21 protein-coding genes, 1 tRNA gene and 2 rRNA genes are annotated in these 25,381 nt (G+C 61.9%); 10 read left to right on the top strand and 14 right to left on the bottom strand.

Translation table 11 applies throughout. The annotated features are described in order from the left end of the window. Positions 1-87 precede the first annotated feature (87 nt). Positions 88-1,068, bottom strand: a complete 981-nt coding sequence (gene glpX / locus PP1Y_RS23805) for a class II fructose-bisphosphatase (protein ID WP_013834450.1) — start codon at positions 1,066-1,068, stop codon at positions 88-90. A 126-nt stretch (positions 1,069-1,194) separates the two neighbouring features. Here glpX and PP1Y_RS23810 point away from each other — a divergent pair, with 126 nt between their 5' ends. Next, positions 1,195-1,557 (top strand): hypothetical protein, encoded by a 363-nt coding sequence (locus PP1Y_RS23810; RefSeq protein WP_148275060.1) that lies wholly within the window; start codon positions 1,195-1,197, stop codon positions 1,555-1,557. Positions 1,558-1,615: 58 nt separating this feature from the next. Here PP1Y_RS23810 and PP1Y_RS23815 read toward each other — a convergent pair whose 3' ends face one another. Further along, positions 1,616-2,923 (bottom strand): homoserine dehydrogenase, encoded by a 1,308-nt coding sequence (locus PP1Y_RS23815; RefSeq protein WP_013834452.1) that lies wholly within the window; start codon positions 2,921-2,923, stop codon positions 1,616-1,618. A 140-nt stretch (positions 2,924-3,063) separates the two neighbouring features. Then, positions 3,064-3,918 carry a hypothetical protein gene (locus PP1Y_RS23820; RefSeq protein WP_013834453.1) on the bottom strand — a complete coding sequence of 285 codons (855 nt, stop codon included), beginning with the start codon at positions 3,916-3,918 and terminating at the stop codon, positions 3,064-3,066. A gap of 343 nt (positions 3,919-4,261) precedes the next feature. Here PP1Y_RS23820 and PP1Y_RS23825 point away from each other — a divergent pair, with 343 nt between their 5' ends. The 4 genes from PP1Y_RS23825 to PP1Y_RS23840 all read left to right on the top strand — a co-directional run bounded on the left by PP1Y_RS23825 (position 4,262) and on the right by PP1Y_RS23840 (position 6,864). After that, entirely contained in the window at positions 4,262-4,912 is a 651-nt protein-coding gene (locus PP1Y_RS23825) for an energy transducer TonB (protein ID WP_013834454.1), read from the top strand. Positions 4,913-4,980: 68 nt separating this feature from the next. Beyond that, positions 4,981-5,751: a MotA/TolQ/ExbB proton channel family protein gene (locus PP1Y_RS23830; RefSeq protein ID WP_013834455.1), complete on the top strand. Its 771-nt coding sequence runs from the start codon at positions 4,981-4,983 to the stop codon at positions 5,749-5,751. Positions 5,752-5,866: 115 nt separating this feature from the next. Continuing rightward, positions 5,867-6,400, top strand: coding sequence for a biopolymer transporter ExbD (locus tag PP1Y_RS23835; RefSeq protein ID WP_173364740.1), 534 nt, complete (start codon positions 5,867-5,869; stop codon positions 6,398-6,400). Positions 6,401-6,429: 29 nt separating this feature from the next. Then, positions 6,430-6,864, top strand: coding sequence for a biopolymer transporter ExbD (locus tag PP1Y_RS23840; protein WP_013834456.1), 435 nt, complete (start codon positions 6,430-6,432; stop codon positions 6,862-6,864). Between the two features lie 119 nt (positions 6,865-6,983). Here PP1Y_RS23840 and PP1Y_RS23845 read toward each other — a convergent pair whose 3' ends face one another. After that, entirely contained in the window at positions 6,984-9,437 is a 2,454-nt protein-coding gene (locus tag PP1Y_RS23845; protein ID WP_013834457.1) for a ligase-associated DNA damage response DEXH box helicase, read from the bottom strand. 151 nt (positions 9,438-9,588) lie between these two features. Between PP1Y_RS23845 and PP1Y_RS23850 the strand changes: the two genes are divergently transcribed. Further along, positions 9,589-10,860, top strand: a complete 1,272-nt coding sequence (locus tag PP1Y_RS23850) for an MgtC/SapB family protein (RefSeq protein ID WP_013834458.1) — start codon at positions 9,589-9,591, stop codon at positions 10,858-10,860. Between the two features lie 66 nt (positions 10,861-10,926). Here PP1Y_RS23850 and pgmG read toward each other — a convergent pair whose 3' ends face one another. Genes pgmG through PP1Y_RS23865 form a run of 3 tightly spaced genes read right to left on the bottom strand, consistent with a single transcriptional unit; the run spans position 10,927 to position 13,417 of the window. After that, positions 10,927-12,318 (bottom strand): phosphoglucomutase/phosphomannomutase PgmG, encoded by a 1,392-nt coding sequence (gene pgmG / locus PP1Y_RS23855; RefSeq protein ID WP_013834459.1) that lies wholly within the window; start codon positions 12,316-12,318, stop codon positions 10,927-10,929. Then, entirely contained in the window at positions 12,315-12,608 is a 294-nt protein-coding gene (locus PP1Y_RS23860; protein WP_041559150.1) for a J domain-containing protein, read from the bottom strand. Before PP1Y_RS23860 ends, pgmG begins: the two co-directional genes overlap by 4 nt. Next, positions 12,605-13,417: a division plane positioning ATPase MipZ gene (locus PP1Y_RS23865; RefSeq protein WP_013834460.1), complete on the bottom strand. Its 813-nt coding sequence runs from the start codon at positions 13,415-13,417 to the stop codon at positions 12,605-12,607. The genes PP1Y_RS23860 and PP1Y_RS23865 overlap by 4 nt, the downstream gene beginning before the upstream one ends. Before the next feature lie 140 nt (positions 13,418-13,557). Here PP1Y_RS23865 and panC point away from each other — a divergent pair, with 140 nt between their 5' ends. Then, on the top strand, positions 13,558-14,415 hold the full coding sequence (gene panC, locus PP1Y_RS23870) for a pantoate--beta-alanine ligase (protein WP_013834461.1): 858 nt from the start codon (positions 13,558-13,560) through the stop codon (positions 14,413-14,415). Positions 14,416-14,536: 121 nt separating this feature from the next. Beyond that, positions 14,537-15,307, top strand: coding sequence for a CsgG/HfaB family protein (locus PP1Y_RS23875; RefSeq protein ID WP_013834462.1), 771 nt, complete (start codon positions 14,537-14,539; stop codon positions 15,305-15,307). On the opposite strand, the gene PP1Y_RS23880 is transcribed toward PP1Y_RS23875, so the two are convergent. Continuing rightward, positions 15,301-15,531 (bottom strand): hypothetical protein, encoded by a 231-nt coding sequence (locus PP1Y_RS23880; protein WP_148275061.1) that lies wholly within the window; start codon positions 15,529-15,531, stop codon positions 15,301-15,303. The two genes, PP1Y_RS23875 and PP1Y_RS23880, sit on opposite strands and share 7 nt — an antisense overlap. Before the next feature lie 326 nt (positions 15,532-15,857). Here PP1Y_RS23880 and PP1Y_RS23885 point away from each other — a divergent pair, with 326 nt between their 5' ends. Then, positions 15,858-17,180 carry an FAD-binding oxidoreductase gene (locus tag PP1Y_RS23885; RefSeq protein ID WP_013834463.1) on the top strand — a complete coding sequence of 441 codons (1,323 nt, stop codon included), beginning with the start codon at positions 15,858-15,860 and terminating at the stop codon, positions 17,178-17,180. Positions 17,181-17,556: 376 nt separating this feature from the next. Here PP1Y_RS23885 and PP1Y_RS23890 read toward each other — a convergent pair whose 3' ends face one another. The 3 genes from PP1Y_RS23890 to PP1Y_RS23900 all read right to left on the bottom strand — a co-directional run bounded on the left by PP1Y_RS23890 (position 17,557) and on the right by PP1Y_RS23900 (position 20,567). Further along, the gene (locus tag PP1Y_RS23890) at positions 17,557-18,762 is read right to left on the bottom strand and encodes a DUF1624 domain-containing protein (protein ID WP_013834464.1); all 1,206 of its coding nucleotides are present in this window, start codon (positions 18,760-18,762) and stop codon (positions 17,557-17,559) included. 225 nt (positions 18,763-18,987) lie between these two features. Beyond that, positions 18,988-19,386: a RidA family protein gene (locus PP1Y_RS23895; RefSeq protein WP_013834465.1), complete on the bottom strand. Its 399-nt coding sequence runs from the start codon at positions 19,384-19,386 to the stop codon at positions 18,988-18,990. After that, positions 19,386-20,567 (bottom strand): DSD1 family PLP-dependent enzyme, encoded by a 1,182-nt coding sequence (locus PP1Y_RS23900; protein ID WP_148275062.1) that lies wholly within the window; start codon positions 20,565-20,567, stop codon positions 19,386-19,388. The genes PP1Y_RS23895 and PP1Y_RS23900 overlap by 1 nt, the downstream gene beginning before the upstream one ends. Positions 20,568-20,908: 341 nt before the next feature. Here PP1Y_RS23900 and PP1Y_RS23905 point away from each other — a divergent pair, with 341 nt between their 5' ends. After that, on the top strand, positions 20,909-21,820 hold the full coding sequence (locus PP1Y_RS23905; RefSeq protein ID WP_013834467.1) for a LysR family transcriptional regulator: 912 nt from the start codon (positions 20,909-20,911) through the stop codon (positions 21,818-21,820). A 214-nt stretch (positions 21,821-22,034) separates the two neighbouring features. Here the strand turns inward: PP1Y_RS23905 and PP1Y_RS23910 are convergent. The 3 genes from PP1Y_RS23910 to PP1Y_RS23920 form a co-directional block, all read right to left on the bottom strand. Beyond that, positions 22,035-22,111 (bottom strand) — tRNA-Met (locus tag PP1Y_RS23910). A gap of 216 nt (positions 22,112-22,327) precedes the next feature. Further along, a 5S ribosomal RNA gene (rrf, locus tag PP1Y_RS23915) occupies positions 22,328-22,442 on the bottom strand. Positions 22,443-22,563: 121 nt separating this feature from the next. Further along, positions 22,564-25,357: ribosomal RNA gene (locus tag PP1Y_RS23920) — 23S ribosomal RNA — on the bottom strand. Positions 25,358-25,381: the final 24 nt, after the last annotated feature.

The following is a 25,381-nucleotide window of genomic DNA, read 5'->3' on the forward strand; positions in this document are numbered from 1 at the left end:
CAGGTTTTTCTCCCCCGCCACAAGCAGCAAGGCCGGACCCGCGCCAACGGACCCGGCCTAACTGCCTGAATCGTCTGGACGACGCGATCAGTGGCGGTGTTCGCCCTTGATCCAGCGAACCGTCCCCGAACTTGCGCGCATGACGACGCTTTCAGTGGTCATCTTGCCGCCCTTGAGGCGCTTCACACCGTCGAGCAGCGAGCCGCTGGTCACACCGGTCGCCGCGAAGATGCAATCCCCCTTGGCCAGTTCGCCGAGCGTGTAGATCTTGTTCAGATCCTCGATGCCCCACTTGCGCGCACGCGCCCGCTCATCGTCGTTGCGGAACAGCAGGCGGCCCTGCATCTGCCCGCCCACGCAGCGAAGCGCAGCGGCGGCGAGGACGCCCTCGGGCGCGCCGCCCGAGCCCATGTAAACGTCGATGGTGGTCGTCTCGTCGGTAACCGCGATCACGCCGGCAACATCGCCATCGGGAATGAGCTGGATGCCGCAGCCGATGGCGCGCAGCTCCTCGATCAGGTCTGCATGGCGAGGACGGTCGAGCACGCACACGATGATCTCGTGCGGATCGACGCCCTTTGCCGCAGCGATCGACTTGATGTTCTCGGTCGGCGTCTTGTCGAGGTCGATCACGCCCTCGGGATAGCCCGGCCCCACGGCCAGCTTTTCCATGTAGACATCCGGCGCGTTGAGCAGGCCGCCTTCTTCGGCGGCAGCCAGGACGGCCAGAGCATTCGGTCCGGCCTTGGCCGTGATCGTGGTGCCCTCAAGCGGATCGAGGGCGATGTCGATCTTCGGCCCACGATCTGGAGCGCCGCCGACCTTCTCGCCGATGAATAGCATGGGAGCCTCGTCACGCTCTCCCTCGCCGATCACGACAGTCCCGTCGATATAAAGTTCGTCAAAAGCCTTGCGCATGGCCTCAACGGCGGCATGATCGGCGGCTTTCTCATCACCGCGACCAATGAGTTCGGAAGCGGCAATGGCTGCCGCCTCAGTAACGCGCACCATTTCGAGAACGAGAACGCGATCGAGAACTTTACTTGCAGGAGTTTTCTTGTCGGACATGTTCACTCCGGATTAATCCGAGGAGGAAAGGTTCGGCCCGCTTAGACAGAGGAATTGAAATTGTCGAGAAGTTGGCCGTTCGTTTTCGTGCTGTTTGCATGTGCACCCATCCCGGCAACTGCACAGGTGAGCGAAGCCGACCGGGAACTGGCGGAAAGAATGATGGCACGCGGCCGGATAACGCAGGACAAGCTGACCAATCGCTGCTCGACGCCGGAACGACGCGGCGACATCGTCGTCTGCGCTCCCAAGCAGGACGAGTTTCGCATGCCGTCCACCGCCGACAGCGATCCCAATTCCAAGGAAGCGCTCGACGATGGGCAGCTTCGCGCGCCCGATGTTGCCGGGAACGGCATCTTCAAGGGCAAGGCGACGATGGGTTTCGGCAGCGTAACCCAGCCCTATATCATCGATCTTTCGTCGATCCCGAAGGCCCCGGAAGGCTCCGACGCTGACAAGATCGCCAAGGGCGAAATGCGCGCCAACTGAAGACATGACGAAGAATCGGCGCGCTAGACTGCGCCCGAAACCCCGATCCGCCGCGCAATCAATTGGCGATGATCTGCATTACCAGCGGCTGGCCCGCCAGGCTGTCCGAGCCATCGAGAATGCGCATTGCCTCGGTAACGGCCGATTCCGGACCTTCATGGGTGACAACGGCGATGATCACTTCGCCGGCGTCGTCCGACGGCGCCTTCTGGATCAGGCTCTCGATCGAGACGCCGGCATCGCGCATGGCGGCGGTGATCTCGGCAAGCACGCCCGGACGGTCATGGACGATGAAGCGCAGGTAGGATCGGCCGAACCGATGGCCGGTCGGCGCCGGTGCAATGTCCTCAAGCTCGCTTGCGGGCATCGAGAAAGCCGCGCCCTTTTCGCCGCGGGCGATGTCGATAATGTCGGCGACCACGGCGCTGGCCGTCGGTCCGTCGCCAGCACCGGCCCCCTGGAACAGCAGGCGCCCCATGAAATTGCCTTCGGCGACGACGGCATTGGTAGCCCCGTCGACATGCGCGAGCGGGTGGTCGATCGGGACCAGATGCGGCCGCACCCTCTGGAACAGGCCGACCCCGCCATCGAGCCGGTCGATCTCGGCCATGCCGATCAGGCGGATGACGTAACCCAGCGAGCGGGCCTGCTCGATGTCAGCAGCCTTGACCGGCGAAACGCCCATGGTTTCGACGGCATCGAAACGCAGGCGCGAACCGAAGGCGATGGCGGCGAGGATCGACAGCTTGTGCGCGGCGTCGATGCCTTCGATGTCGAAGGTCGGATCGGCCTCGGCATAACCGAGGCGCTGCGCTTCCTCGAGAACGTCGGTGAAATCGCGGCCCGTATCCTCCATCGTGGAGAGGATGTAATTGCAGGTTCCGTTGAGAATGCCATAGACGCGCTCGATCTTGTTCGCAGCGGCGCCTTCGCTCAGGCCCTTGATCACCGGAATACCGCCCGCGACCGCGGCTTCGAACTTGAGGGCGACGCCGGCACCCTCTGCCGCCGAGGCCAGCTCAAGGCCGTGGTGCGCGATCATCGCCTTGTTGGCGGTGACCAACCCCTTGCCATTGCCGATCGCCTTGCGAGCGAGGGACAGCGCCGGACCATCGGAGCCGCCGACCAGTTCCACGACGACATCGACGTCCTCGCGGGCGGCAAGCGCGGCCGGATCGTCTTCCCAGGTGTACTGCGTCAGGTCGACGCCGCGATCCTTGGTACGGTCGCGCGCGCTCACCGCGGCAATGCGAATCGGACGCCCTGCACGGCGGGCAATGAGCTCCGCATTGGTCTCGATGAGACGGACGACGCCGGTACCGACGGTACCCAGACCTGCAAGCGCGATATTGAGCGGTTCTACCATGGACTTCCCTTTCGGGAGCGCGCCCTAGGCGAGGCGGGGCGGAATTGCCAGTACCTTCCCGCTACTATGCTCAATCTTGGCCTACCCGCAACCTTGGCGCAGACAGACGATACCTGCGCCATTCGGAAGCGGCGGCGCCCTCAGCCGCCCTGACCGAGCGTGCGGCGGCACACCCCCAATTCGCCCAGCACCATGCGGTAATCGGATTCGGCCTGGCGCCGGGCCGCGAAACCTTCGGATACGTTGGCCTTCGGCGGCAGGGTGTTGGGCAGGAAGCAGGCGAGGCGGTACCATTCGAGCGTATCGCGCCTGGGCGGATTGCCGACATCGGCGATCAGTTCGGAAAAGGAAGCTCCCCAGATCGGCGGCTGCCCCGGCTCATGGCGCACGGTGATCGACGCTGCGGAACCGTCCCTGGTCGACAGGAATATCTGGGTTTCCCCCTGCCCGGCCAGCGTTCCGGGCACGTAAAGGATCTCGCGGACCCCGGCCACCTTCGCCGGAGCATCCGGCGAGACGAGAGCCTGGAGCACCCGGCGCACTTCGGCGTCGGCCTGCGGCGTCCAGAGCTGTTGCGCCTCGGGCGCGACAAGCTGGATCTCGCCGGGCCGCCCCTCTACCGCACGTGCGAAAAGAAGGACGTCCTGTTTCTTCAGATTGGGAGCCTTGCCACGCGCATCGAGCGGCAGGTCGACGAGATAGGCAACCGATTCGCCGAGCGGCGTCGAGCCGGTCAGCAAAGCCTTGGTATCGGCCTGAACGTAGAAACGGGCCAGGCCGGGCTTGAGGCCGGGAGCCCTTTCGTCGGCCACCCGCACCATCTTTCGAATCTGCGCGTGGATCACCAGACCTGACGAATCAGCTAGGTCGGCGATGTCGGCGTAAGTCACGCCGGCAGGCGCAGCTGCGTTTTCCTGCGCGATCGCGGGAAGAGCTTGCGAAGCGAGCAATATCCCTGCGACGCCAGTCGCAAGTACGCGCAATTTGGATGACATGAGACGATATCTCCGTAGAAAGAACGGCCTGTATAGGCTTGTCGATTGACAGGCTCAAAATCGCTTGGCGATAATTTCATCTGAATGGGGCTGAATTGACGGTTAACCTCTGCCACGCTCATAAGACATTGCGTAGGGGGGGCTTCACCGCTAAGGAAGCTCGCAAAACGGGGCAAAAATAAAAAATAGCCCCTCGGCCCGGACCCCCGTTGCACCGTCTGCGGGTTAAGGGTTGTCAGCCGTCAGGGTGGGTAATTTAAGTTTCGTCATGGGTTTCGCAACTGCGAAGGCCATGGTCGCCCTTGGATTCGTCCGGGGCTTGGTAATGGAGTGATGCGTCTGAATGGCTTACGCTGACCAGCAAATGAGCGGTAATAAGATTACCGCGCTTGTCATTGTCGCGCTGATCCACGTCTTCGTCGGCTATGCGCTAGTCACGGGCCTCGCCTACGAGGCGGCGAAGAAGGTCATCAACAAGGTGACCACCGTGGACATCAAGGAAGAGAAACCCAAGGAGGAAGAGCCGCCACCGCCGCCTCCGAAACAGGAAAATGTGCCGCCGCCGCCCATTGTGGCGCCGCCGCCGCCGATCAACATCGCTCCGGCCCCGCCGCCGGTGCAGACTGTGATCACCCCGCCGCCGCCGCCGCCGGTGGTCATCCAGACCGCAGCGCCGCCGCCGCCGCCGCCGCCATCCAAGTCCAAGGGCGCCACGCCCAAGGGCATGAACAGCTGGGCAGCCCGCATTCAGGCCAACTATCCGACCCGCGCCGCTCGTGAAGAGCGTGAAGGTCGCGTTGGCGTGCGAGTGTCCATCAACGCGGACGGCAGGGTGTCCTCCTGCTCGGTCACGAGCTCGAGTGGCAGCCCGGACCTGGACGAAGCAGCATGTGACGGCATGACCCGTTACGCTCGTTTCAACCCGGCCCTCGACACCGCGGGTAATCCGACGACGGATACGTATTCGACCGCGATCGTCTACAAGCTCAACTAACTCCTGTACGGCAGGGTCCCATGCGGACTTAGGCCAACTCCTGCATTCTTCTTGAGAGGTAAAATCGCATGCTTATCGTTGACATCCTCGCCGCTGCCGGCGAAGCCGCCGCGCCTCAGAACAAATTCGGTTTCGCAGAAGCCCTCGAGCAGGGCGGCTTCATCGCCTACGCGACCGTGATCATTCTCGGCATTATGTCCTTCGGTTCGTTCTACATCCTGTTCACCAAGTGGTTCGAACAGTCGAAGATCCTGCGCCAGTTCAACACTGTCCGCACCAGCTTCTGGAAGGCCCCCACCCTGCGTGAAGGCGCCGCCAAGCTCGAAAAGAACAGCGCATGGCGCCAGCTCGTCGACGACGGCATCGCCGCTGAAGACCAGCACGCCAAGATGACCGATTCGCTCGAAGCCCACGACTGGCTGCACGGCTCGCTCGCTCGCTCGGAATCGACCATCAACGCACGTCTCGCTTCGGGTCTGCCGTTCCTCGCCACCGTCGGCGCAACTGCACCGTTCATCGGTCTGTTCGGTACCGTCGTCGGCATCTACCGCGCTCTGATTGCCATCGGCATCGCCGGTTCGGCCTCGATCGACAAGGTCGCCGGTCCGGTCGGTGAAGCTCTGATCATGACCGCGCTGGGTCTGCTCGTCGCCGTTCCCGCCGTTCTCGCCTACAACTACCTGCAGAGCCGCAACAAGCGCATTGCGGAAATGCTGACCGGCTTCTCGAACGACGTTCTCGCGAACATCAACTCGAAGGGTGCCGTCAAGCCCGCCATGGCCACTGCTCCGGCGAAGGCTGCTCCGGCCAAGCCGGCCGCCGCTCCGGCCAAGTCGTAAGACGCTAGGAACGCGGCAGGTACTCAAGCTGCCGCGTTTTCGGGGCCCAAGGCGACGGAGCGATGCATGCGTGTCCGTCGCCTCCCCAGGGCAACGCTAGGATTAGGATAAGACTATGGCGATATCCACGGGCGGAGGCGGTGCAGACTCACCGATGTCCGACATCAACACGACGCCGCTCGTCGACGTCATGCTGGTGCTTCTGATCATCTTCCTGATCGCGGTTCCGGTCGCGATCCAGACGATCGAAAAACTGCACATTCCGATCATCAAGTCGGTCGAATCGAAGGACAAGGTCGAGAACCTGCTCCTCACCGTTTCGACCACCGACGATGGCGGACGCAGCGCTGGTGAACCCGGGTACACGGGCGCGTCGCGCAATGGCGAGTGCCGCGTCTACTTCAACAATATCACACCGGTCACTGCGGAAGAACTGCGCGACCGTGCCTTCAAGCGCCTCGACTCGATCGTGAAGCGCGAAGGCGGCGCCGAGGCCCTGATGAAGAATCCGGACCTCATCCCGCAGGTGCACATCCGCGGCGACGTGAACGCCCCGTGGCGTTGCATTGCCGGTGCGATCTACAACGTCCAGATCTCGGGCTACCCGACGGTCGGGTTCATCTCGAACCCCGTCGACCCGAACGCCTGACGTTCGTACAGGAACAGGAGTAACACCCCATGGCAATGTCAGGCGGCAAGGATGATGGCGCCCCGATGATGGACATGAACACGACGCCGTTGATCGACGTCATGCTCGTGCTCCTCATCATGTTCATCATCACCATCCCGGTTGCGACCCACTCGATCGACATCGATCTGCCGGTCGCGACTCCCCCGGACTCGACGCCTCCGCCGGTCGACCCGGTCCGCAACAAGGTCGTCCTCACCTCGGACGACAAGATCATGTGGAACGGCAACCAGATCGACGGCGCGACCCTGCAGCGCCTGCTCGTGGATACGACCAACATCGATCCCGAGCCGGAACTGCAGTTCCAGCCGGAACCGCAGGCCAGCTACGATCTCTCGGCCAAGGTGCTGCAGGTGATCAAGGCTTCGAAGGTTTCGAAGTTCGGCTTCGTCGGCAACGAACAGTACGCTGAATTCGGCAAGTAAGTCGAAACCGGCGGATCCCTCAAGGATCACGGAAAAAGGGGCGGAGAAATCCGCCCCTTTTTTCATGCGCGCAAGAAACGTCCCGGCATCGGCGACACGCCCATCTATTCATCCCCCATCTATTCATCGAGCGCCGGATCGACCCGCATGGCAAGCGAGGCCAGGCTCTCCGCTTCATGCAGGAGTTCGTCATCCGCCGCGCCCGAGGGCAGGCTCTCGCGCCCGATCATCGAGAGCACGGGAACCGACAGGGGGCTGATCCGGTCGAGCCGGATATGATCGATCTCTCGCGCCGCCCGGTCGAGAACGTCCGCCACGCGCGCCACGTCGGTCATGCGTGAGCGGGCATCGGCCCAGGCAGCCTCGATCAGCAGGTGGTCGGGCTCGTACTTGCACAGGACGTCGTAGATAAGATCGGTCGAGAAGGTCACCTGTCGCCCCGACTTGCGCTTGCCAGGATGTTGCCGCTCGACGAGGCCGGAGATGACCGCGACTTCGCGGAAGGCGCGGCGCAACAGGTAGGACTGCTGAACCCAATCGACGAATTCGTCCGTAAGGATGTCCGGTGAAAGCAGCACCGCCGGATCTTCCACCGGCTTGAGGCCCCAGATCGACAGCGCGTAGTCCGTCGCGACAAACCCGAGAGGGCCGAGGCCGCGATCCTCCATGCGCCGCGTCACCAGCATCCCGAGCGACTGGTTCGCCGGCCAGCCTTCGAAAGTATAGTACGTCGTGTAGGCCAATCCGCGATGGGGGAAGCTCTCGACCAGAAGACGTCCCGGAGCCGGCAGGTGCGAACGCCAGTCCTGCACTTCGAGCCATTCGCGCACGTCATCGGGAAAGCGCGCCCAGCCCGCGCGGTCTGCCAGCATCTCACGGACCCGATCCGCCAGATGGGTCGAAATCGGCATGCGCTGGCCCATGTAACTGGGGATCGTCGCCGAACGCTTCGCCGCCCGGACGACAAGGTCGAGATCCTTGAGCGATTCCACTTCGAGATCCATCCCGGCAAAGCGGAAGGTATCGCCCGGCTCCAGGCTCGCGCCGAAGCCCTCCTCCACCTTGCCCAGCGAGCGCCCGTTGCGGAAGCGCACATCCAGCATCTCGGCATCGACGATGATCCCGGCGTTGAGCCGGTGGCGCGCCGCGTGCTCGGGATGGGTCAACCGCCAGGTGCCGTCCCGGTCCTTCAAGATCCGGCGAAAGCGGTCGTAGGAGCGCAGTGCGTAGCCCCCGGTCGCCACGAAATCGAGCACCCGGGCGAAGATCGCTTCGTCCACCCATGCATAGGCCTGGGTGGAGCGTACTTCGGACAGGACGTCTTCCTCCCGAAACGGACCGGAACAGGCAATGGCCATGACGTGCTGGGCCAGGACGTCCAACCCGCCCGGACGGAACCCCTCGCCATCACGCCGGCCTTCACGCACCGCCTCCTGCGCGGCGAATGCCTCGAAGAACTCGAAGCGGTTGCCCGGGACCAGTATGGCCTCGCTCGGGCTGTCGAGACGGTGGTTGGCCCTGCCGATGCGCTGCAGCAGCCGAGAGGAGCCCTTGGGCGCGCCCATCTGGACGACAAGGTCGATATCGCCCCAATCGATGCCGAGGTCGAGACTGGCCGTGCAGACGAGCGCCCGCAACTCGCCCCGCGCCATCGCGCCTTCGACCTTGCGACGTGCCTCCTTCGACAGGGAACCGTGATGGATGCCGATGGGCAGCTTGTCCTCGTTGGCATCCCAGAGGCACTGGAAGATGTACTCGGCAAGGAACCGCGTGTTGGTGAACACCAGCGTCGTGCGGTGGGCGCGGATCTTTTCGTAGAGCTGGTCGATCGCCCATGTCGCCGCATGCCCGCTCCAGGGAATGCGCTCGTCGCGCGGGAGCAGGATCGAAACATCGGGTTCGGCCCCGGCTTCGCCCGCGACAAGCGCGACCGTATCGATGTCGCCCCAGGGTGCCAGCCAGCCGCGATAGGAATCCGGATCCGCCAGGGTCGCCGAAAGCGCCGCGCGCTGCATCGCGGGCGCCAGTGCCTGCAGCCGCGCGAGCGAGAGCGCCAGAAGATCGCCGCGCTTGCCCGTGGCGAAGGCATGCACCTCGTCGATCACCACCCGCTGCAGGGTCGAGAACAGCTCCGGCGCCTCGGGGTAGCTCAACAGCAGCGAAAGCGATTCCGGTGTCGTCAGCAGGACATGCGGCGGGCGGGCGCGCTGGCGGGCCTTGCGGTCCGAAGGCGTATCGCCGCTGCGGGTCTCGATCCGGATCGGCAGACCGATTTCCTCGACCGGGGTGACGAGGTTGCGCTGCACGTCGTGTGCCAGCGCCTTGAGCGGAGAGACGTAGAGCGTGTGGAGACCCTCTGCAGGCTTCATCCCGCCCAGCCGCGACGGGCAGAAGGCCGCCAGCGTCGGCAGAAACCCTGCGAGGGTCTTGCCGGCCCCGGTATCGGCCACGAGCAGCGCATGGCGCCCCTCGTCCGCAGCCGCAAGCATGTCGGCCTGATGGCGCCGGGCGCGCCAGCCGCGAGCTTGGAACCATTGCGCAATCTCGGGCGGGACTCCCGCTTGCTTACTCATTCCTGGTCTGTCCCGGCACGGCTCATCGTGTCTGCAGCATAGCGTTCCCCACTGGAAATGCAGCGGGAACTCTCCCGGTTCCGGCATGTCCCTCTTGCGACACCTTCCGCGATCTTCGAAGAAGGCCGAAGCGACGCCCCGGGGAGGTGTAATGATAGCGATTGCCGACACCGATCACCTGACCGCCGCCGGTGTCGGTCTCGCACTGGGGTTGCTTGTGGGCCTGCAGCGCGGCTGGGCCCTGCGCGACCGTCCGGAAGGCTCGCGCTTCGCCGGGATCCGCACTTTCGCTCTCATCGGCCTGGGTGGCAGCCTCGCGGGCCTGCTCTATGCCAATGCCAAGGGGCCGGCCACGACGCTGCTGGTGGCGATCTGCGCGCTGGTGATCCTCGGTTACGAGCGAGCGACGCGCAACTCGCAGCGGATCGACGGCACCTCCGGCGTGGTCGCCCTGCTCACGCTCGCCTGCGGTTTTCTCGTAGGTACCGGAGAGGAACTGCTGGGCATCGTCATCGCGGTCGTGATGGTCCTCATCCTGGCCATGCGTACCCAGTTGCACGGCTGGATCGAGCGCCTGAGCGAAAAGGAGATGCTCTCCATCGCGCGCTTCGCGCTGATTGCGCTCGTCATTCTTCCGCTGCTGCCGGACAAGTCGTTCGGCCCCTACGACGCATGGAACCCGCGCAAGCTCTGGCTCGTCGTCGTGCTCGTCTCGGGCTTCTCCTTCGCGGGCTATTTCGCCGCACGCATCCTCGGGCCAACCCGCGGCATTCTCGCGACCGCGGCAGCCGGTTCGTTCGTTTCGTCGACGGCCGTTACCGCCTCGCTCGCCAACAAGCTGAAGGAAGGCACGCAGGGAACCATGATCGTGGCCGCCGGGATCTCGCTGGCGTCCGTGGTCATGTTCATACGCGTGCTCGCGCTCGTGAGTGTGCTGGCACCGCCGGCGCTGACCGAACTGGCCCAAATCGTGGCCCCCGGCATGGCTGTCAGCCTCGCCCTGACCTTGTGGTACCTACGGCGATCGGCGCAGGAAAAGCGCGAAAAGGGCGGCCACGAAGTGGAGATGCGCAACCCTTTCGACATCGGGCCTGCCCTGCTCCTGACCGCGCTGGTCATGGCCCTGACGGTGGCGGCGCAATGGGTGCTCCAGCACTACGGCGACCGGGAACTGGCCATCGTCCTCGCATTGTCGGGAGCGCTGGACGTGGATTCCGCAATCATCACCCTGGGCAACCTGCCCGCCGGCACATTGGCGCCGAGGACTGCAGGGCTTGTCCTTGCCGTACCGGTCGTCCTCAACACCCTGTTCAAGGCCTTCGTCGCCAGCAGCGTCGGGGGCTGGCACAAGGGCAAGCACGGGACGCTACCCCTAATCGCCTGCGCCGTTCCGGTAACGGTAACCGCCCTGCTCATGATCTGAACTTGCAAGGTCCTGCAGGCTTGCAGTGCCTCGGCATCTTTCGAGAGGCGCAGGGGTGGATGCGCTTCAATTCCCCCGCGAAAGACCCGACATGGCAAGCTGTGCGTCGACCTCGGCGATGAGCCGCTCCAGCCCTTGCGCCGTCCCGCTTTCGGCGCGGGCGACCAGCACCTCCTGCGTGTTGGACGCCCGCAGCAGCCACCAGCCGTCCGGTGTCCTGACCCGTACACCATCGATCGCGACGAAATCCGCCCCCGCTTCGGCGAGGCGGCGGCGCACTTCCTCGACCGCCGCGAACTTGCGGGTCTCGTCGACATGGAAGCGCAGTTCGGGCGTGTTGAGCAGTTCCGGCATGGCCCCGCGCAATTCGGTGATCGAGCGCCCTAGCCGCACTGAAGCGGCCATCAACCGGACCGCGGCATAGAGTGCATCGTCGTAGCCATAGAAGTCATGCGCGAAAAAGACATGGCCGCTCATCTCTCCGGCGAGCGGTGCTCCCGTCTCGGCCATTTTCGCCTTCATCAGCGAATGGCCTGTCTTCCACATCAGCGGCTCACCGCCATGCCCGGCAATCGCGTCAAACAGGGCCTGCGACGCCTTGACGTCAGCGATGACGGTCGCCCCGGGCACCATGCGCAGCAGGTCTTCGGCAAAGATCATGAGCAGTTGGTCACCCCAGATCGTCCGTCCCATGCCATCGACGACGCCGATGCGGTCGGCATCGCCGTCGAAGGCGATCCCGAAATCGAGGCCCTCGGCAGCGATCAGCGCCTTGAGGTCAGCCAGATTGGCTTCCTCGGTCGGGTCGGGATGGTGGTTGGGAAAGGTGCCGTCAACAGCAGTGAAGAGCAGGAAATGCTGCCCCGGCAAGCGCGCCGCCAACTTTTCCAGCGCCGGCCCGGCAGCGCCGTTTCCGGCATCCCAGCCGATCCGCAGCGCGGACAGCGCCTCCCTCGGCACTTCGCCCAGCCCCTCGACGATGCGGGCGACGTAGGCATCGAGGACTTCGCGCAGCTCGACACTGCCTGCGCCTTCGTCCCAGTCCCCCGCCTGCGCCATGGCGCCGAGGCGGGCGATATCCGCACCGAAGAACGGCTTGCCTGCCAGCACCATCTTGAAGCCGTTGTGCCCTGGCGGGTTGTGGCTGCCGGTGATCTGGATGCCTGCGTCGATGTCCGCCCCTGTGGCTTCGGCGAAGTAGAGCATCGGCGTCGGCCCCAGGCCGATCTGCACGACATCCGCGCCGCTGCCCACGAGCCCCTCGACCAGCGCGGCCTCCAGCATCGGCGAACTGGTCCGACCGTCACGCCCCACCGCGACCTTGCGCCCCCCGCAGCGACGCACGAGCGTGCCGAAGCTGCGACCGATGGCGCGGGCATCGTCGGGGCCCAGCGTCTCGCCGACCACCCCGCGAATGTCGTACTCGCGCAGGATCGTCGGGTCGAAGCGATGGCTCATGGCTGGGGGGTACTGTCCTGCGGCAGGTTGGCCAGCAGGATATCGCGCGCTTCGTTGGCTTCGTGGACCTTTTCGCTCGACCCGCCCCGATCAGGGTGCACTTGCGCGATCAGCCGCCGGTGCGCCTCGAGGATATCCTTGCGGCTGGCGCCTTCCGACACGCCCAGCAGGGCCCGGGCCCGCACGCGCGGGAAGGCCTTGCCGCTGCGCTTGCGCGATTCCCATGGCCAGCGCCCGAAAGCCAGTTTCCAGGCAATGCAGGCCAGCGCCGCCAGCCACAGGAACTTCATGCCTGAGACGCGAGCTCGAGTTCGCCCTTGTCGCGGGCCGGCACCGGCAGATTCAGGCCGGCGACGAGGCTGCGCAGCTCCTGCCGGGCGACGAGATGGCTGGTGCCCAGTTCGCCCAGGTGCCCCTTGTCGAGCAGGGTCAGGCCCGAGGGAAACAGCTCACGGTAGATGACGCGTTCCGAAAGGCCGCTGGCGATGCGGAAGCCCACGCGCTTGGACAATTCCTTCAGGGCCTCGTCGAGACGGCGCATGTTGCGCGCCTCGACGTGCTGGACGCGGTTGCGCACCACCACCCAGTCCAACTCGCGCCGACCATCCTGGATCGTCTTCAATCCGCGCTTCTTGCGCGTTTCCCACATGAGCTCTGCATAGAAGGACAACTTCTTCACGCGGAAGCTCTCGCTCTCGACCTGGCCGATGAGGTCGAAATCGACGAAGCTGTCGTTCAGCGGGGTGACGAGCGTGTCCGCGGTCGTCGCCACGTGGCGGGCGAAGACATCGTCACGGCCGGGCGTATCGAAGATCAGGAAGTCGTAGCCCTCGGCGATTTCCTCGGAAAGCGCGTCGAGTTCGTTCACGTCGTCGCCATCATAAACCGCAAAACGCGCGCCGGGCAGCGCGATCTCGCGTCGCTGTTCGGTTTCCACGCGGTTTTCCAGATAGCGGAACAGGGTGCGCTGGCGCGGATCGAGATCGATCGCGGCCACTTTCGCACCCTGATAGGCAAGGCCGATGGCTACGTGGACGGCGGTAGTGGACTTGCCGGTACCGCCCTTTTCGTTGGCGAAGACGATGCGATGCGCTGTCACGAGACCTGTGTTCGCTTTCCCTGTTGATGCGGGCTATTCACCCGGCCACCAAGTCAAATACATTGCCGCCCCCGGCGCGCTGCGGCTAATGGCCGGCGCGCCAGCCGGTCAAGGGCATCATATCGGAGCAGCCGTCAGCAATGCAAACCGTCCACAGACTTGATCCACTACGCCGTGCAGTCGACGCTCTGCGCACGCGTGGATCGCTCGCCCTCGTTCCGACCATGGGAGCGCTTCATGAAGGCCATCTGACACTCGTTCGCGAGGCCAAGTCCCGGGCGGACCATGTCGCGGTCTCGATCTTCGTCAACCCGCTGCAATTCAGCGCAGGTGAGGATCTCGATGCATATCCCCGCCAGTTGGAGCGCGATTCGGCACTGCTGCAGGCCGAAGGCGTGGACTTGCTGTGGGCGCCCACCGTCGATGCCATGTACCCGGACGGCTTTGCCAGCAACATCTCGGTCTCGGGCGTGAGCGAAGGCTTCTGCGGCGCCTCGCGCCCCGGCCACTTCGATGGCGTCGCAACCGTCGTGTGCAAGCTGTTCAACCAGGTCCGGCCCGATTTCGCCCTGTTCGGCGCCAAGGACTGGCAGCAGCTGGCCGTCATCCGCCGCATGGCCCGGGACCTCGACCTCACCCTGCCCTTGGCCGACAACATCATCGGCGTGGAGACCGTGCGCGAGGCGGACGGGCTCGCGATGTCCTCGCGCAATGCGTACCTCACCCCCGAGCAGCGCGGGCAGGCCGCCACCCTGCCCTCGGCGATGAAGACTGCCATCGCGGCCGTCGAATCAGGCGAAACCATCGCCGCCGCCCTCGCGCAACTGGAGGCCACGCTGCTGGCCGGCGGGTTCTCTTCCATCGACTATGCCCGGATCGCCGATGCCGACACCCTCATTCCGCTCGACGCGCGCAGCCAGAGGCCGATGCGCCTGCTGGTCGCGGCAAGGATCGGCAAGGCGCGTCTGATAGACAACATGGCGGTTCAGCCACAGTAATGTGACAAAAAACACTGAAAACAACTGTTGTTGACTTTGAAATCCTGACTAAACTTGTTCGAGCCCGGGAAGTGGGCTGATGGCGAATCCAGTTTATCGCCCGTCAGGAGGGATGGATTTCATGAAAAAGCTTGCCTGCGCACTTGGCGCAATCGCAGTCGCTGCCTTGCCGCATGTTGCAACGGCGGCCGACAAGTCTTCGGCCCGCAAGCAGCAGGAACAGGGAACCCGCGACATTCCGCGCTGCACCAAGAATCTGGGCACCGTCGGAATTGTGGAGCCCGAAAACCAGTGGTGGCGCGAACTGAGCCTGGGCAGCCCCGAGGCCATCCTGCGCGTCTTCGTCCAGCGCTCGGGCTGCTTTACACTCGTCAATCGCGGCCGTTCGCTGCAGAGCAGCGCCATGGAACGCGCCCTGGCCGAACAGGGCGAGCTGCAAAGGGGCTCGAACATCGGCAAGGGCCAGATCAAGGCAGCCGACTATTTCCTGCAGCCTGACATCGTCAGCACCAATTCCAACTCGGGCGGTGGCGGCGTCGGCGGCATCCTTGGCAGTGTCGGCGGCGGCCTGTTCGGTCGCGGCTTCGGCGCGGTGGCGGGCGGCCTCAACGTGAAGAAGGGCGAGGCGAACGTGACGCTTTCCATCGTCAATTCGCGCACGACGGTCGAGGAGGCGCTGACCGAGGGGTATGCCCGCAAGTCCGACATCAGCTTCGGTGGCGGCGGCCTGTTCGGAGGCAACACTTTCGGCGGCGTTGCCGGTGGCGGCTACCAGAACACCAAGATCGGCCAGATCATCGTGCTTGCCTACCTCGATGCATACACGAAGCTCGTGACCCAACTCGGCGGCCTTCCCGCAGACGCGGCTGAAGCTGCACCGCTGGCTCACTGACAAGGACAGGCAAAGGCGGCCGTCCCGCGATCACGCGCGGTCGGCCGCTGGCCCGAACCCTTTTCCCCTGCAACGCCAAAGCCATGGGTGACAGACGTCACGCCCTGTGCCTTTCGCCGCCGGATTTCGCGGATCAGGTCCGGCATCTGCGCCTGCCTCGTCACGTCGAGCGCAGTCGTGGGCTCGTCTGCGCTTCGGATCGTCGCCTCCGATACTGGCGCCATCGGCCAGTTTGGCACGCTGTCGCTGCCCTCCGGGAAGCCGAAGTTGCAAAGCGGTTGCAAAGGGGCAGCTGATGGGAAGCTGGAGCTTCTGGTTGCGGCTGTCTTGGGCTTGGTCATGGTAGCACGGCTTGCTGCCGCCCGAAGGAACGGCAGCAAGCTGTCTGGTTGCGACACATCATTGGAACACAATTGAAAACGCCATGAGAACGCGAGCGCAAATCGCGCGAAATATGCCAATTTTCGCGTAGGGTTCGACATAATTTGCCGAACGAGCGATGGGATAATCCGCTCGATTGGATTGAACAATCGGTCGAGGGCCAGAGATAATGTCACCATACGTCGAACGCATATCCAGCGACGAGCGCCTGCCCGAAACCGCCGATGTGGTCATCGTGGGCGGCGGTATCGTCGGTGTATCGGCGGCATATTTTCTCGCTCGGCAGGGCCATTCGGTCGCGTTGATCGAAAAGGGCCATATTGCGTGCGAACAGTCGAGCCGTAACTGGGGTTGGTGCCGTCAGCAAAATCGCGATCACCGCGAATTGCCCCTCTCCTCGGTTTCGATGCGCCTGTGGGACGAATTCTCGAAAGAACTCGACCACGACGTCGGATTTCAGCGCTGCGGCCTTTTCTACGCGACCGATAACGAAGCCCAACTGGCCGAATGGGCGAAATGGCAGCCCTACGGGCTTGAGAACGGCGTCGAGACGCAAATGCTCAGCGCCGCGGAAATCGCTCGGCATATTCCCGAAGGCTCGCGCAAGTGGATCGGTGGCGTTTCCTCACCCAACGACGGCAAGGCAGAACCGGCGCTTGCTGCCCCCGCGATCGCGCTCGGTGCGCGCGCCCACGGCGCGACAATTCACCAAGGATGTGCCGCCCGCTCACTCGAGATTACGAACGGCCGAGTTGTCGGCGTGAATACGGAACATGGCCTGATCAAGGCCGATGCGGTCCTGTGTGCAGCCGGCGCCTGGGCCTCGCGGTTCCTTCGCCCGCACGGTATCAACTTCCCGCAAGCCGGCGTGCGACAGACGGCCATACGCACGAAACCCATGAACGACGTTGGAGGGTGTCTTTATGCCCCCGACTTCGCGATGACGCGACGGCTTGATGGTAGCTACACTCTGGCGATCAGCGGTAAGGCAACGATCGACCTGACGCCGCAAGGCATCCGTTATTCCCGCGAGTTCCTGCCTCAGTTCAAGCGTCGCCTCAAGAACGTCAGGCTGGCGATCGGGCCCTCCTTCGTGACCGGCCCGGAATCCCTTTTCTCGCTGCTCAGGAACGATGAAACGCTTTTCGAAAGAACCCGCGTTCTCGATCCCAATCCCCAGCAATGGCTCGTACGCAGGATCCTGGCCAACGTCGCCCGTGCGTTTCCCCAGTTTGCAGGTGTCGAATTGGCCGGAGCATGGGGCGCGCTTGTCGACTGTTCTCCCGATGCGGTGCCTGTCATTTCGAAAACGGATAAAGTTGAAGGGCTTGTCTTGGCCGCGGGCTGTTCGGGCCATGGTTTTGGCATGGGGCCGGGGATTGGCCTGCTCGCCTCGCAATTGCTGGTGAACGACACCCCATGCGTGGACGCCGCGCCATTTCGCCTGTCGCGTCTCGTGGACGGTTCCCCACTCGAAATCGGCGGACTTTAACGACAAACCGGGCAGGAGCGCGCTCCTGCCCGGTTCCACTACAAGACTGCGCCCAACCGGCTCCCTCCGTCAGTCAGCCTGCCGGAAATTGGCAGGGCGATCGCTTCAACGGAGCGTGGTCCCAGCGCCGATCTCCAGCGCTCGCACATCGGTCCAGATTGGATCGTCTCCTGCGGGAGACACGGCATCGGCAAGCGTATCGAGATCCACGGTGGCCAGTCATTCGGCAACTGCGGTCAGACATATCCCCTTGTGAGAATATGGAATTCGAAGTGATCCGCTGAACTGGGCCAGCATGCGGGTGGCCGTGCCATGGACATGCCCCGAGCCGCCCGTAAACTGGTGCGCGCCCCGTATCGGGGCGCGCCTTGAACTATCAGAAATATTTCAGCCAGGTAATGTCGCGGCGACGGCGCTTGAGTCGGGCATACCACACGGTCGGGATATATAGCGGTACGATCATCAAGGCGTACCACAGCAGGACCCAGTGGTAGTTATCGAACATATAGTAGCTGCCGTTGTTCGGGCCCCAGATCGCCAGAGCGCTGTGATACAGCACGCGCAGTACTGTCAGGTGCAGCAGGTAGAAGAACATCGGCGCCGCACCGAATACCGCTAGCGCCTCCACCAGCCTGGAATCGTTGATCTTCTCGAACAGGACCAGCAGGAGCGCCCCTCCGCCAAGCGTCGGCAGGAGAAAGAGCAGGGACGGCGGATACTTCGTCATCGAGATGAAGCTGATCGCGGTGCGCACGAAATCGCCTTCGACAACGAACCAGGGCTTGTCGCCGTAGACGTTCAGCATGCGCAGCACGATGAAACCGGCGATCATTCCGAAGCCGAGGATGAGCAGATTACGCTGCCGCCTCTCCGTCCCGAAATCGGGGCGGAACCAGTTGCCGATGGCATAGCCCAGCGAGATGACGCCCAGCCACGGCAAGAGGGGATAGGTCGTCTTGGCGGCGAAGCCGAATGGCAGCGCGATCACGTCGCGCTGGTACAGGATCGCCCAAAGCGGGAACCAGGGATTTTCGGGCGTCAGCCGGACCGGATCGAGGAGATTATGGAAGCATACGATGATCAAGCCGAACGCGATCAGTGCCTGGCGCGGCAGACGCATCAGTACTGACAGGGCGATCATGCTCAGTCCGATCGCCCAGATGACCTGAAGCCAGAACGTGGGCTGCGGTACGATCCCCCAGTACAGCGGGGAGAGATAGAACAATTCGATGGCGACGAGAAGAAGGCCGCGCTTGAGCAGGTACGACGAGGTTTCCTCGACCGTATGGTTCATGCTGAAGAGATAGACGCCAAGCCCCGTAAGCGCGACGAAGATGGGTGCGCAAAAACTGACTGCAAAACGCGCAAATCCAATCGCTGGAATCACGGTTGCCGCATTGATCGGATCGCTCACGGCGTAGTTGACGAACCACGTTTCGCGCAGGTGGTCCAAAAGCATCAGAACCATGACAAAGCCGCGCAGGGCATCGATATTGGCCAGACGCGATTTGACTTTGACAGCTTGCTGGCCTGCTGCCGAGGCTTCGACCAAATGTGGTGACAGTGATGCGCTACTCGCCATGATACCAACCCGTTTCAGTGTTGAGCCAACTTGCTTCATGCTGGCTCAACACGCATCGATAAAGTTGGCAAGTTTGCGCCGGATCTGGCCGATTGTTTCAAATTCAGGACACTCCAGAGCAGTAAGTGTCGTGATCGCGATGCAGGTGACCTGGCCCGGGCTGACTGCCGGACCCGGTCCGAGAACCAGGCTGATGCGCCTGCCGCTATCGCTCAGCCGTCAAAATCAGGCATCATCATCGAGTGTGGCGACCGCGTCGATCTCGACGAGAAACCCGTAATGCAGCTCCGGAACCGGCACGACGGTCCGGGCGGGGCGCGCATCGCCAAGCAATTCGCCGTAAATGCGGTTGAATTCCGGCCAGTTCGCCACGCCGACAATGTAGGCGGTAACCCGCGAAAGGTCCGCTGGCGAACCGTCTGCCGCTTCAAGTATGGCAAGCATGTTCGCGATTGCCTGACGAGCCTGCGCGGCGAAGCTCGTATCAGCTAGAGGTGCCTTGTCCGCGCGGATCGGCAATTGGCCCGAAATGTAAAGCGTCGCCCCTGACCGAACGGCCTGAGAATAAGCGCCGGCGGGGGCGGGTGCCTTGTCCGTTTCAATGACCTGCTGTTTCTTGTCCATTACCAGCCTCCGAAGCGCTTCCATTCATTCACGACGACGTTGTCGCTCCCGCGCACAACGCGATACGATCCATGCTGCGCTCCTGTCGCGCATGCATGATTGGGGTGGATACGGACCCGGTCGCCAATCTTCAGATCGGGCAAAGCAGCGTTCGAGCCGGGGCGCACCGTGACTATCCCGTGTTCCTGGTTCGCATCGGCCAGGATCAGATCTTCGTAGGGCCGACCGGTGCTGTCGCACACGATCCCGTAACCTTGATCGACCTCCTGCTTGGATGTCCCGCGATCGCGAGACATCGCCATCCAGCCCGCATCGACAAGTATCCAGCCCTTTTCATGCTGGTGACCGATCACCGTCCCCAGCACGGAAAGTGCGATGTCATCGATCCGGCAAACGCCGATGCCCGCCATGACCAGATCGAAAAAGACGAAAACCCCGGCACGCACTTCCGTCACGCCATCAAGATTCTCGGCATAATGGGCTGTGGGCGTAGAGCCGAGACTGACCACCGGGCATGCATGGCCGGCATCCCGCAAGATTGCAGCAGCGCAGACGACGGCCAGGCGTTCGTTCTCGGCGCAGACCCCGAGTGCCTCGGCCCCGCGCGCATCGTAGCTTGCGCCTGCATGGGTGAGGACGCCGCGAAGCTCCCCGCCCTTCGTCAAGGCGTCAGCAATGTCGATAAGGAGTTTTGCGTCGTCCGGCAGCACACCCGAACGATGCCCATCGCAATCTATCTCGATCAGGGCTGGGATGGCCATTCCGGCATCGACCGATGCAGAAGCGACCGCCTGAGCTTGCTCGACCGTGTCCAGCACCACTGCGAGGTCGCATCCCTTGCGGCGCAATTCGATGACTTTTTCAAGTTTCCCCGGTGCGATGCCAACCGCGTAAATAATGTCGGTTACCCCTGCCGAGGCGAAAAATTCCGCCTCGCGCAAAGTGGATACCGTGGCCGGGCCTTGCGGCGAGGACATCACCTCCCGCGCAACTTCGATCGACTTGGCCGTCTTGAGGTGTGGGCGCAGTATTACGCCGAACTTCGCAAGCCGTGCGCGCAGGCGCGCCACGTTTCGCTCCATGCGTTCGGCATCGAGGATCAAGCAGGGAGTTTCCAGATCGTCGAGTGTCATTTGGTCCGGTAAATCCCGACCGGCTTCGAAAACTTGTGCTTCGCTCATGGGCTTTCTCCGCGTGCGATTGAAAATTGGCTCAGGAATTGGCGCTAGCCATGACCGGACGAGGCGCAGCCTCGTGATGAGGCAAAGGACCGGTCAGAAAATCTCCGCTTCGCGAGCGGAATAGATCCCTGCAATGGAGCGACCCGTTTCGACCGGCGGTCGTCCATTCGCTACCGATTGAGTGCATGTCACACGCCACTATGGTCATTGCAGCTTCTACCTTCGCAAGAATCGGAGCGGCGCATCTGGAAGATCCATCGTATTGTGCGTTGCGAATAATGATACGAATGCGTAAACTATGCAATTAATGAAAATTGTATTTTAGATAAAGCTCTAGGTTAATGCTGACGCACGAGGATCTCCTCTTCTTCCAAATCCTCGCAACCTCGACCTCCCTGGCCGAGGCAGCGCGCCGTCTCCACGTAACGCCTCCGGCAGTGACCCAGCGCCTGCGCGCACTGGAAGCTCGGGTGGGTGTCAAACTGGTTGAGCGGAACCCCCGCGGACTTCGCCTCACCGACGAAGGCGAACTGATCGCGACCGAAGGTGTGAACATCGCTCACGCTCTGGAAGATCTGTCAGAGCGATTGTCCAAACGAACCGAGCAGGTACGGGGCAACCTTCGGGTGGCCGCTCCCTACGGGTTTGGAAGACAATACGTTGCCGCAGTCATCCAGTCATTCGCCGCGATCCATCCTGGCGTAACAGTGAAGCTGGACCTGTCCGAGAACCCCGTGAAGCAAATGTCGGAAGGCTGCGACCTTATCGTGCATATAGGCGCCTTGCCCGAGAGCGACAGGCTGATAACCACCCTTGCTCCAAATCGGCGTATCCTGTGCGCTGCGCCAGCATATATAGCCGCAAATGGGCCACTGCGTCATCCAAGAGACCTTTCAGCGCATAGATGTCTCGCACTTCGTGAGAACAATGAAGACGTGACACTCTGGCGCTTTTCCAGAAATAGTTCTGACAGCGTCACGGTTCGGATCAAGCCCGTGATGTCGAGCAATGACGGCGAGATCGTTCGGCAGTGGGCTCTTGCAGGAATGGGCGTAATGGTCCGCAGCGAGTGGGACGTAGTTGGCGACCTTGACGCAGGAAACTTGCAGGAAATACTCCCGGACTGGGCGCCGCCCAGCGCAGATGTTGTTGCCCTCCTGCATGCACGGCACGGGAGGAGTCGGCGAACCAACGCTTTCCTGCAATGTTTGCGTGAAAGTCTCTCCCCGGTACCGTGGAGAGTATTGAAGTGATGGGGTGAAGCGCGCCAGAGTTCCAATAGACTTCGGTGTGAGAACACGAGCACCTCGCCGCGCGCGGGGCCAGTGCCTCGAGGAACACGATCCGCGCTCTGATCGAGGCAGTGGTGGTCCATGGCGGTGACAGCCGCGGTGGCAAGCATGGCCGCGGGCTGCAAACGACAAAGCCCCCGGCGGCTGGGCGCTGGGGGCTTAAGTCGTACACCATTGGTTGCGGGGGTAGGATTTGAACCTACGACCTTCAGGTTATGAGCCTGACGAGCTACCGGGCTGCTCCACCCCGCGTCAATGATGTTGCCTCAATTACCGGCACCGGCATCCGCCGGTTTGGCTATCCTTGCATAAGCTCGGACGGCCGTTCGGCCTTGCGAAGCCCTTGGCTTCGGTTCGGCGTAATTTCCACGTGTCTCAGGTTAGAGACACAAAGAGGGCCTTGGGAGTTATCCCTTGGCCCTCGTTGTTCTTGAGATTGTGATGGGTTTTTTGCACGCCGGCTTCAATGCCTGGCGACGTCCTACTCTTCCAACGCTTGAGCGCAAGTACCATCGGCGCTGTCAGGTTTCACGGCCGAGTTCGAGATGGGATCGGGTGGGTCACTGACGCTATGGTCACCAAGCAATGGAGCTGGCGTGCTTTTTAATCGATGAATGTATCCGTGCATTATCTGGCTGGATGATCGTCCGGTCATCACTGACGCTGCTGCACGGTGTGCAGAGCTGTCATTGATGGTGGGATTCATCAAGCATGATCAGAGTTATTAGGACCGGTTAGCTCCACGCGTTACCACGCTTCCACACCCGGCCTATCAACGTGATGGTCTATCACGACTCGAAGATACCTAATCTTGAGGGAGGCTTCCCGCTTAGATGCTTTCAGCGGTTATCCCGTCCATGCATAGCTACCCTGCTGCGCGGCTGGCGCCACGACAGGTACACCAGAGGCATGTTCAACCCGGTCCTCTCGTACTAGGGTCAACTCCTCTCAAGTATCGACGCCCACGGCAGATAGGGACCAAACTGTCTCGCGACGTTCTGAACCCAGCTCACGTACCACTTTAATTGGCGAACAGCCAAACCCTTGGGACCTGCTCCAGCCCCAGGATGTGATGAGCCGACATCGAGGTGCCAAACGATTCCGTCGATATGAGCTCTTGGGAATCATCAGCCTGTTATCCCCGGCGTACCTTTTATCCGTTGAGCGATGGCCCTTCCACGAGGGACCACCGGATCACTATGACCGACTTTCGTCTCTGCTCGATTCGTCAATCTCGCAGTCAGGCAGGCTTATGCCATTGCACTCTTGCAGCCGGTTTCCAACCGGCCTGAGCCTACCATCGCGCGCCTCCGTTACTCTTTAGGAGGCGACCGCCCCAGTCAAACTACCCGCCACAGAGGGTCCCTGTACCGGCTAACGGTACGAGGTTAGACATTAAAAAATCACAGGGTGGTATTTCACCTATGGCTCCACACCAGCTGGCGCCGGTGCTTCAAAGCCTCCCACCTATGCTACACAATAATTTTCCAATGCCACTCTGAAGCTGCAGTAAAGGTGCACGGGGTCTTTCCGTCTAACCGCGGGTACTCCGCATCTTCACGGAGAATTCAATTTCGCTGAGCATATCCTGGAGACAGTGGGGAAGTCGTTACGCCATTCGTGCAGGTCGGAACTTACCCGACAAGGAATTTCGCTACCTTAGGACCGTTATAGTTACGGCCGCCGTTTACCGGGGCTTCAATTCGGAGCTTGCACTCCTCCTCTTAACCTTCCGGCACCGGGCAGGCGTCAGACCCTATACGTCGTCTTGAAGCCGACTTAGCAGAGTCCTGTGTTTTTGCTAAACAGTCGCTACCCCCTGGCCTGTGCCCCCCACATCTGCTTGCGCAAACATGGGGCCTCCTTCTTCCGAAGGTACGGAGGCAATTTGCCGAGTTCCTTCAGGATACTTCTCTCAAGCGCCTTGGTATACTCTACCTGACCACCTGTGTCGGTTTCGGGTACGGTCTATACGGAGAGGCTATTTCCTGGAACCGCTTCGAAGCACAACCAATCCGATAAGGTTGTACAACACACGCGATCCGTCACACATCTCCAGGCCCACGAATATTAACGTGGTTCCCATCGACTACCCCCTTCGGGCTCGTCTTAGGGGCCGGCTCACCCTGCTCAGATTAGCTTTAAGCAGGAACCCTTGGTCTTTCGGCGAGAGGGCATCTCACCCTCTTTATCGCTACTCATGTCAGCATTCGCACTTCCGATACGTCCACGGTCGGTTACCCTCCCGCTTCACTCGCCTACGGAACGCTCCGCTACCGCGTGATCCGAAGATCACACCCTAAGCTTCGGTGCATCACTTGAGCCCCGTTACATTTTCGCCGCAGAACCTCTTATTTAGACCAGTGAGCTGTTACGCTTTCTTTAAAGGATGGCTGCTTCTAAGCCAACCTCCTGGTTGTTTTGGAAGTTCCACATGCTTTCCCACTTAGTGATGACTTGGGGACCTTAGCTGTAGGTTAGGGCTGTTTCCCTTTTGACGACGGACCTTAGCACCCGCCGTCTGTCTGCCGAACTAGACTCGTTGGTATTCGGAGTTTGGTTAGAATTGGTAGATCTCGCGACCCCCGCATCCATCCAGTGCTCTACCCCCAACGGCAATCATTCGACGCTCTACCTCAATAGATTTCGCGGAGAACCAGCTATTTCCCGGCTTGATTGGCCTTTCACCCCTAAACACAACTCATCCGAGAATTTTTCAACATTCACCGGTTCGGTCCTCCAGTGCGTGTTACCGCACCTTCAACCTGGTCATGCCTAGATCGCCGGGTTTCGGGTCTAATACACCATACTCAATTCGCCCTGTTCAGACTCGCTTTCGCTGCGCCTACACCTAACGGCTTAAGCTCGCATGGTACATTAAGTCACTGACCCATTATGCAAGAGGTACGCTGTCACCCCCTAAAGAGGCTCCAACTGCTTGTAAGCATTCGGTTTCAGGTACTGTTTCACTCCCCTCATCGGGGTGCTTTTCACCTTTCCCTCACGGTACTGTGTTCGCTATCGGTCATGTACGAGTATTTAGGCTTGGAGGGTGGTCCCCCCATGTTCAGACAGGATTTCACGTGTCCCGCCCTACTCGAGTCTTCTTGTCTCGCTTTCGCATACGGGACTGTCACCCGCTATGGTCACTCTTTCCAAAGTGTTCTGCTAGTTGAACAAGAAGCACTGGCCTGGTCCGCGTTCGCTCGCCACTACTAACGGAATCTCGGTTGATGTCTTTTCCTCCGGGTACTTAGATGTTTCAGTTCCCCGGGTTCGCTTCACCAAGGCTATATATTCGCCAAGGTGATACCTTATCCACCTCACTCAACCCGTGATCGCTCACGAACCGAGAGAAATGGTGAAGGTGGGTTTCCCCATTCGGAAATCGCCGGATCAAAGTTTGCTCACAACTCCCCGACGCTTATCGCAGCGTGCCACGTCCTTCATCGCCTGTACATGCCAAGGCATCCACCAAATGCTCTTACCTCACGCTTGAGAATCCACACCATCAACGACAGC

This window comes from Novosphingobium sp. PP1Y (genome assembly GCF_000253255.1).
Lineage (GTDB): Bacteria > Pseudomonadota > Alphaproteobacteria > Sphingomonadales > Sphingomonadaceae > Novosphingobium.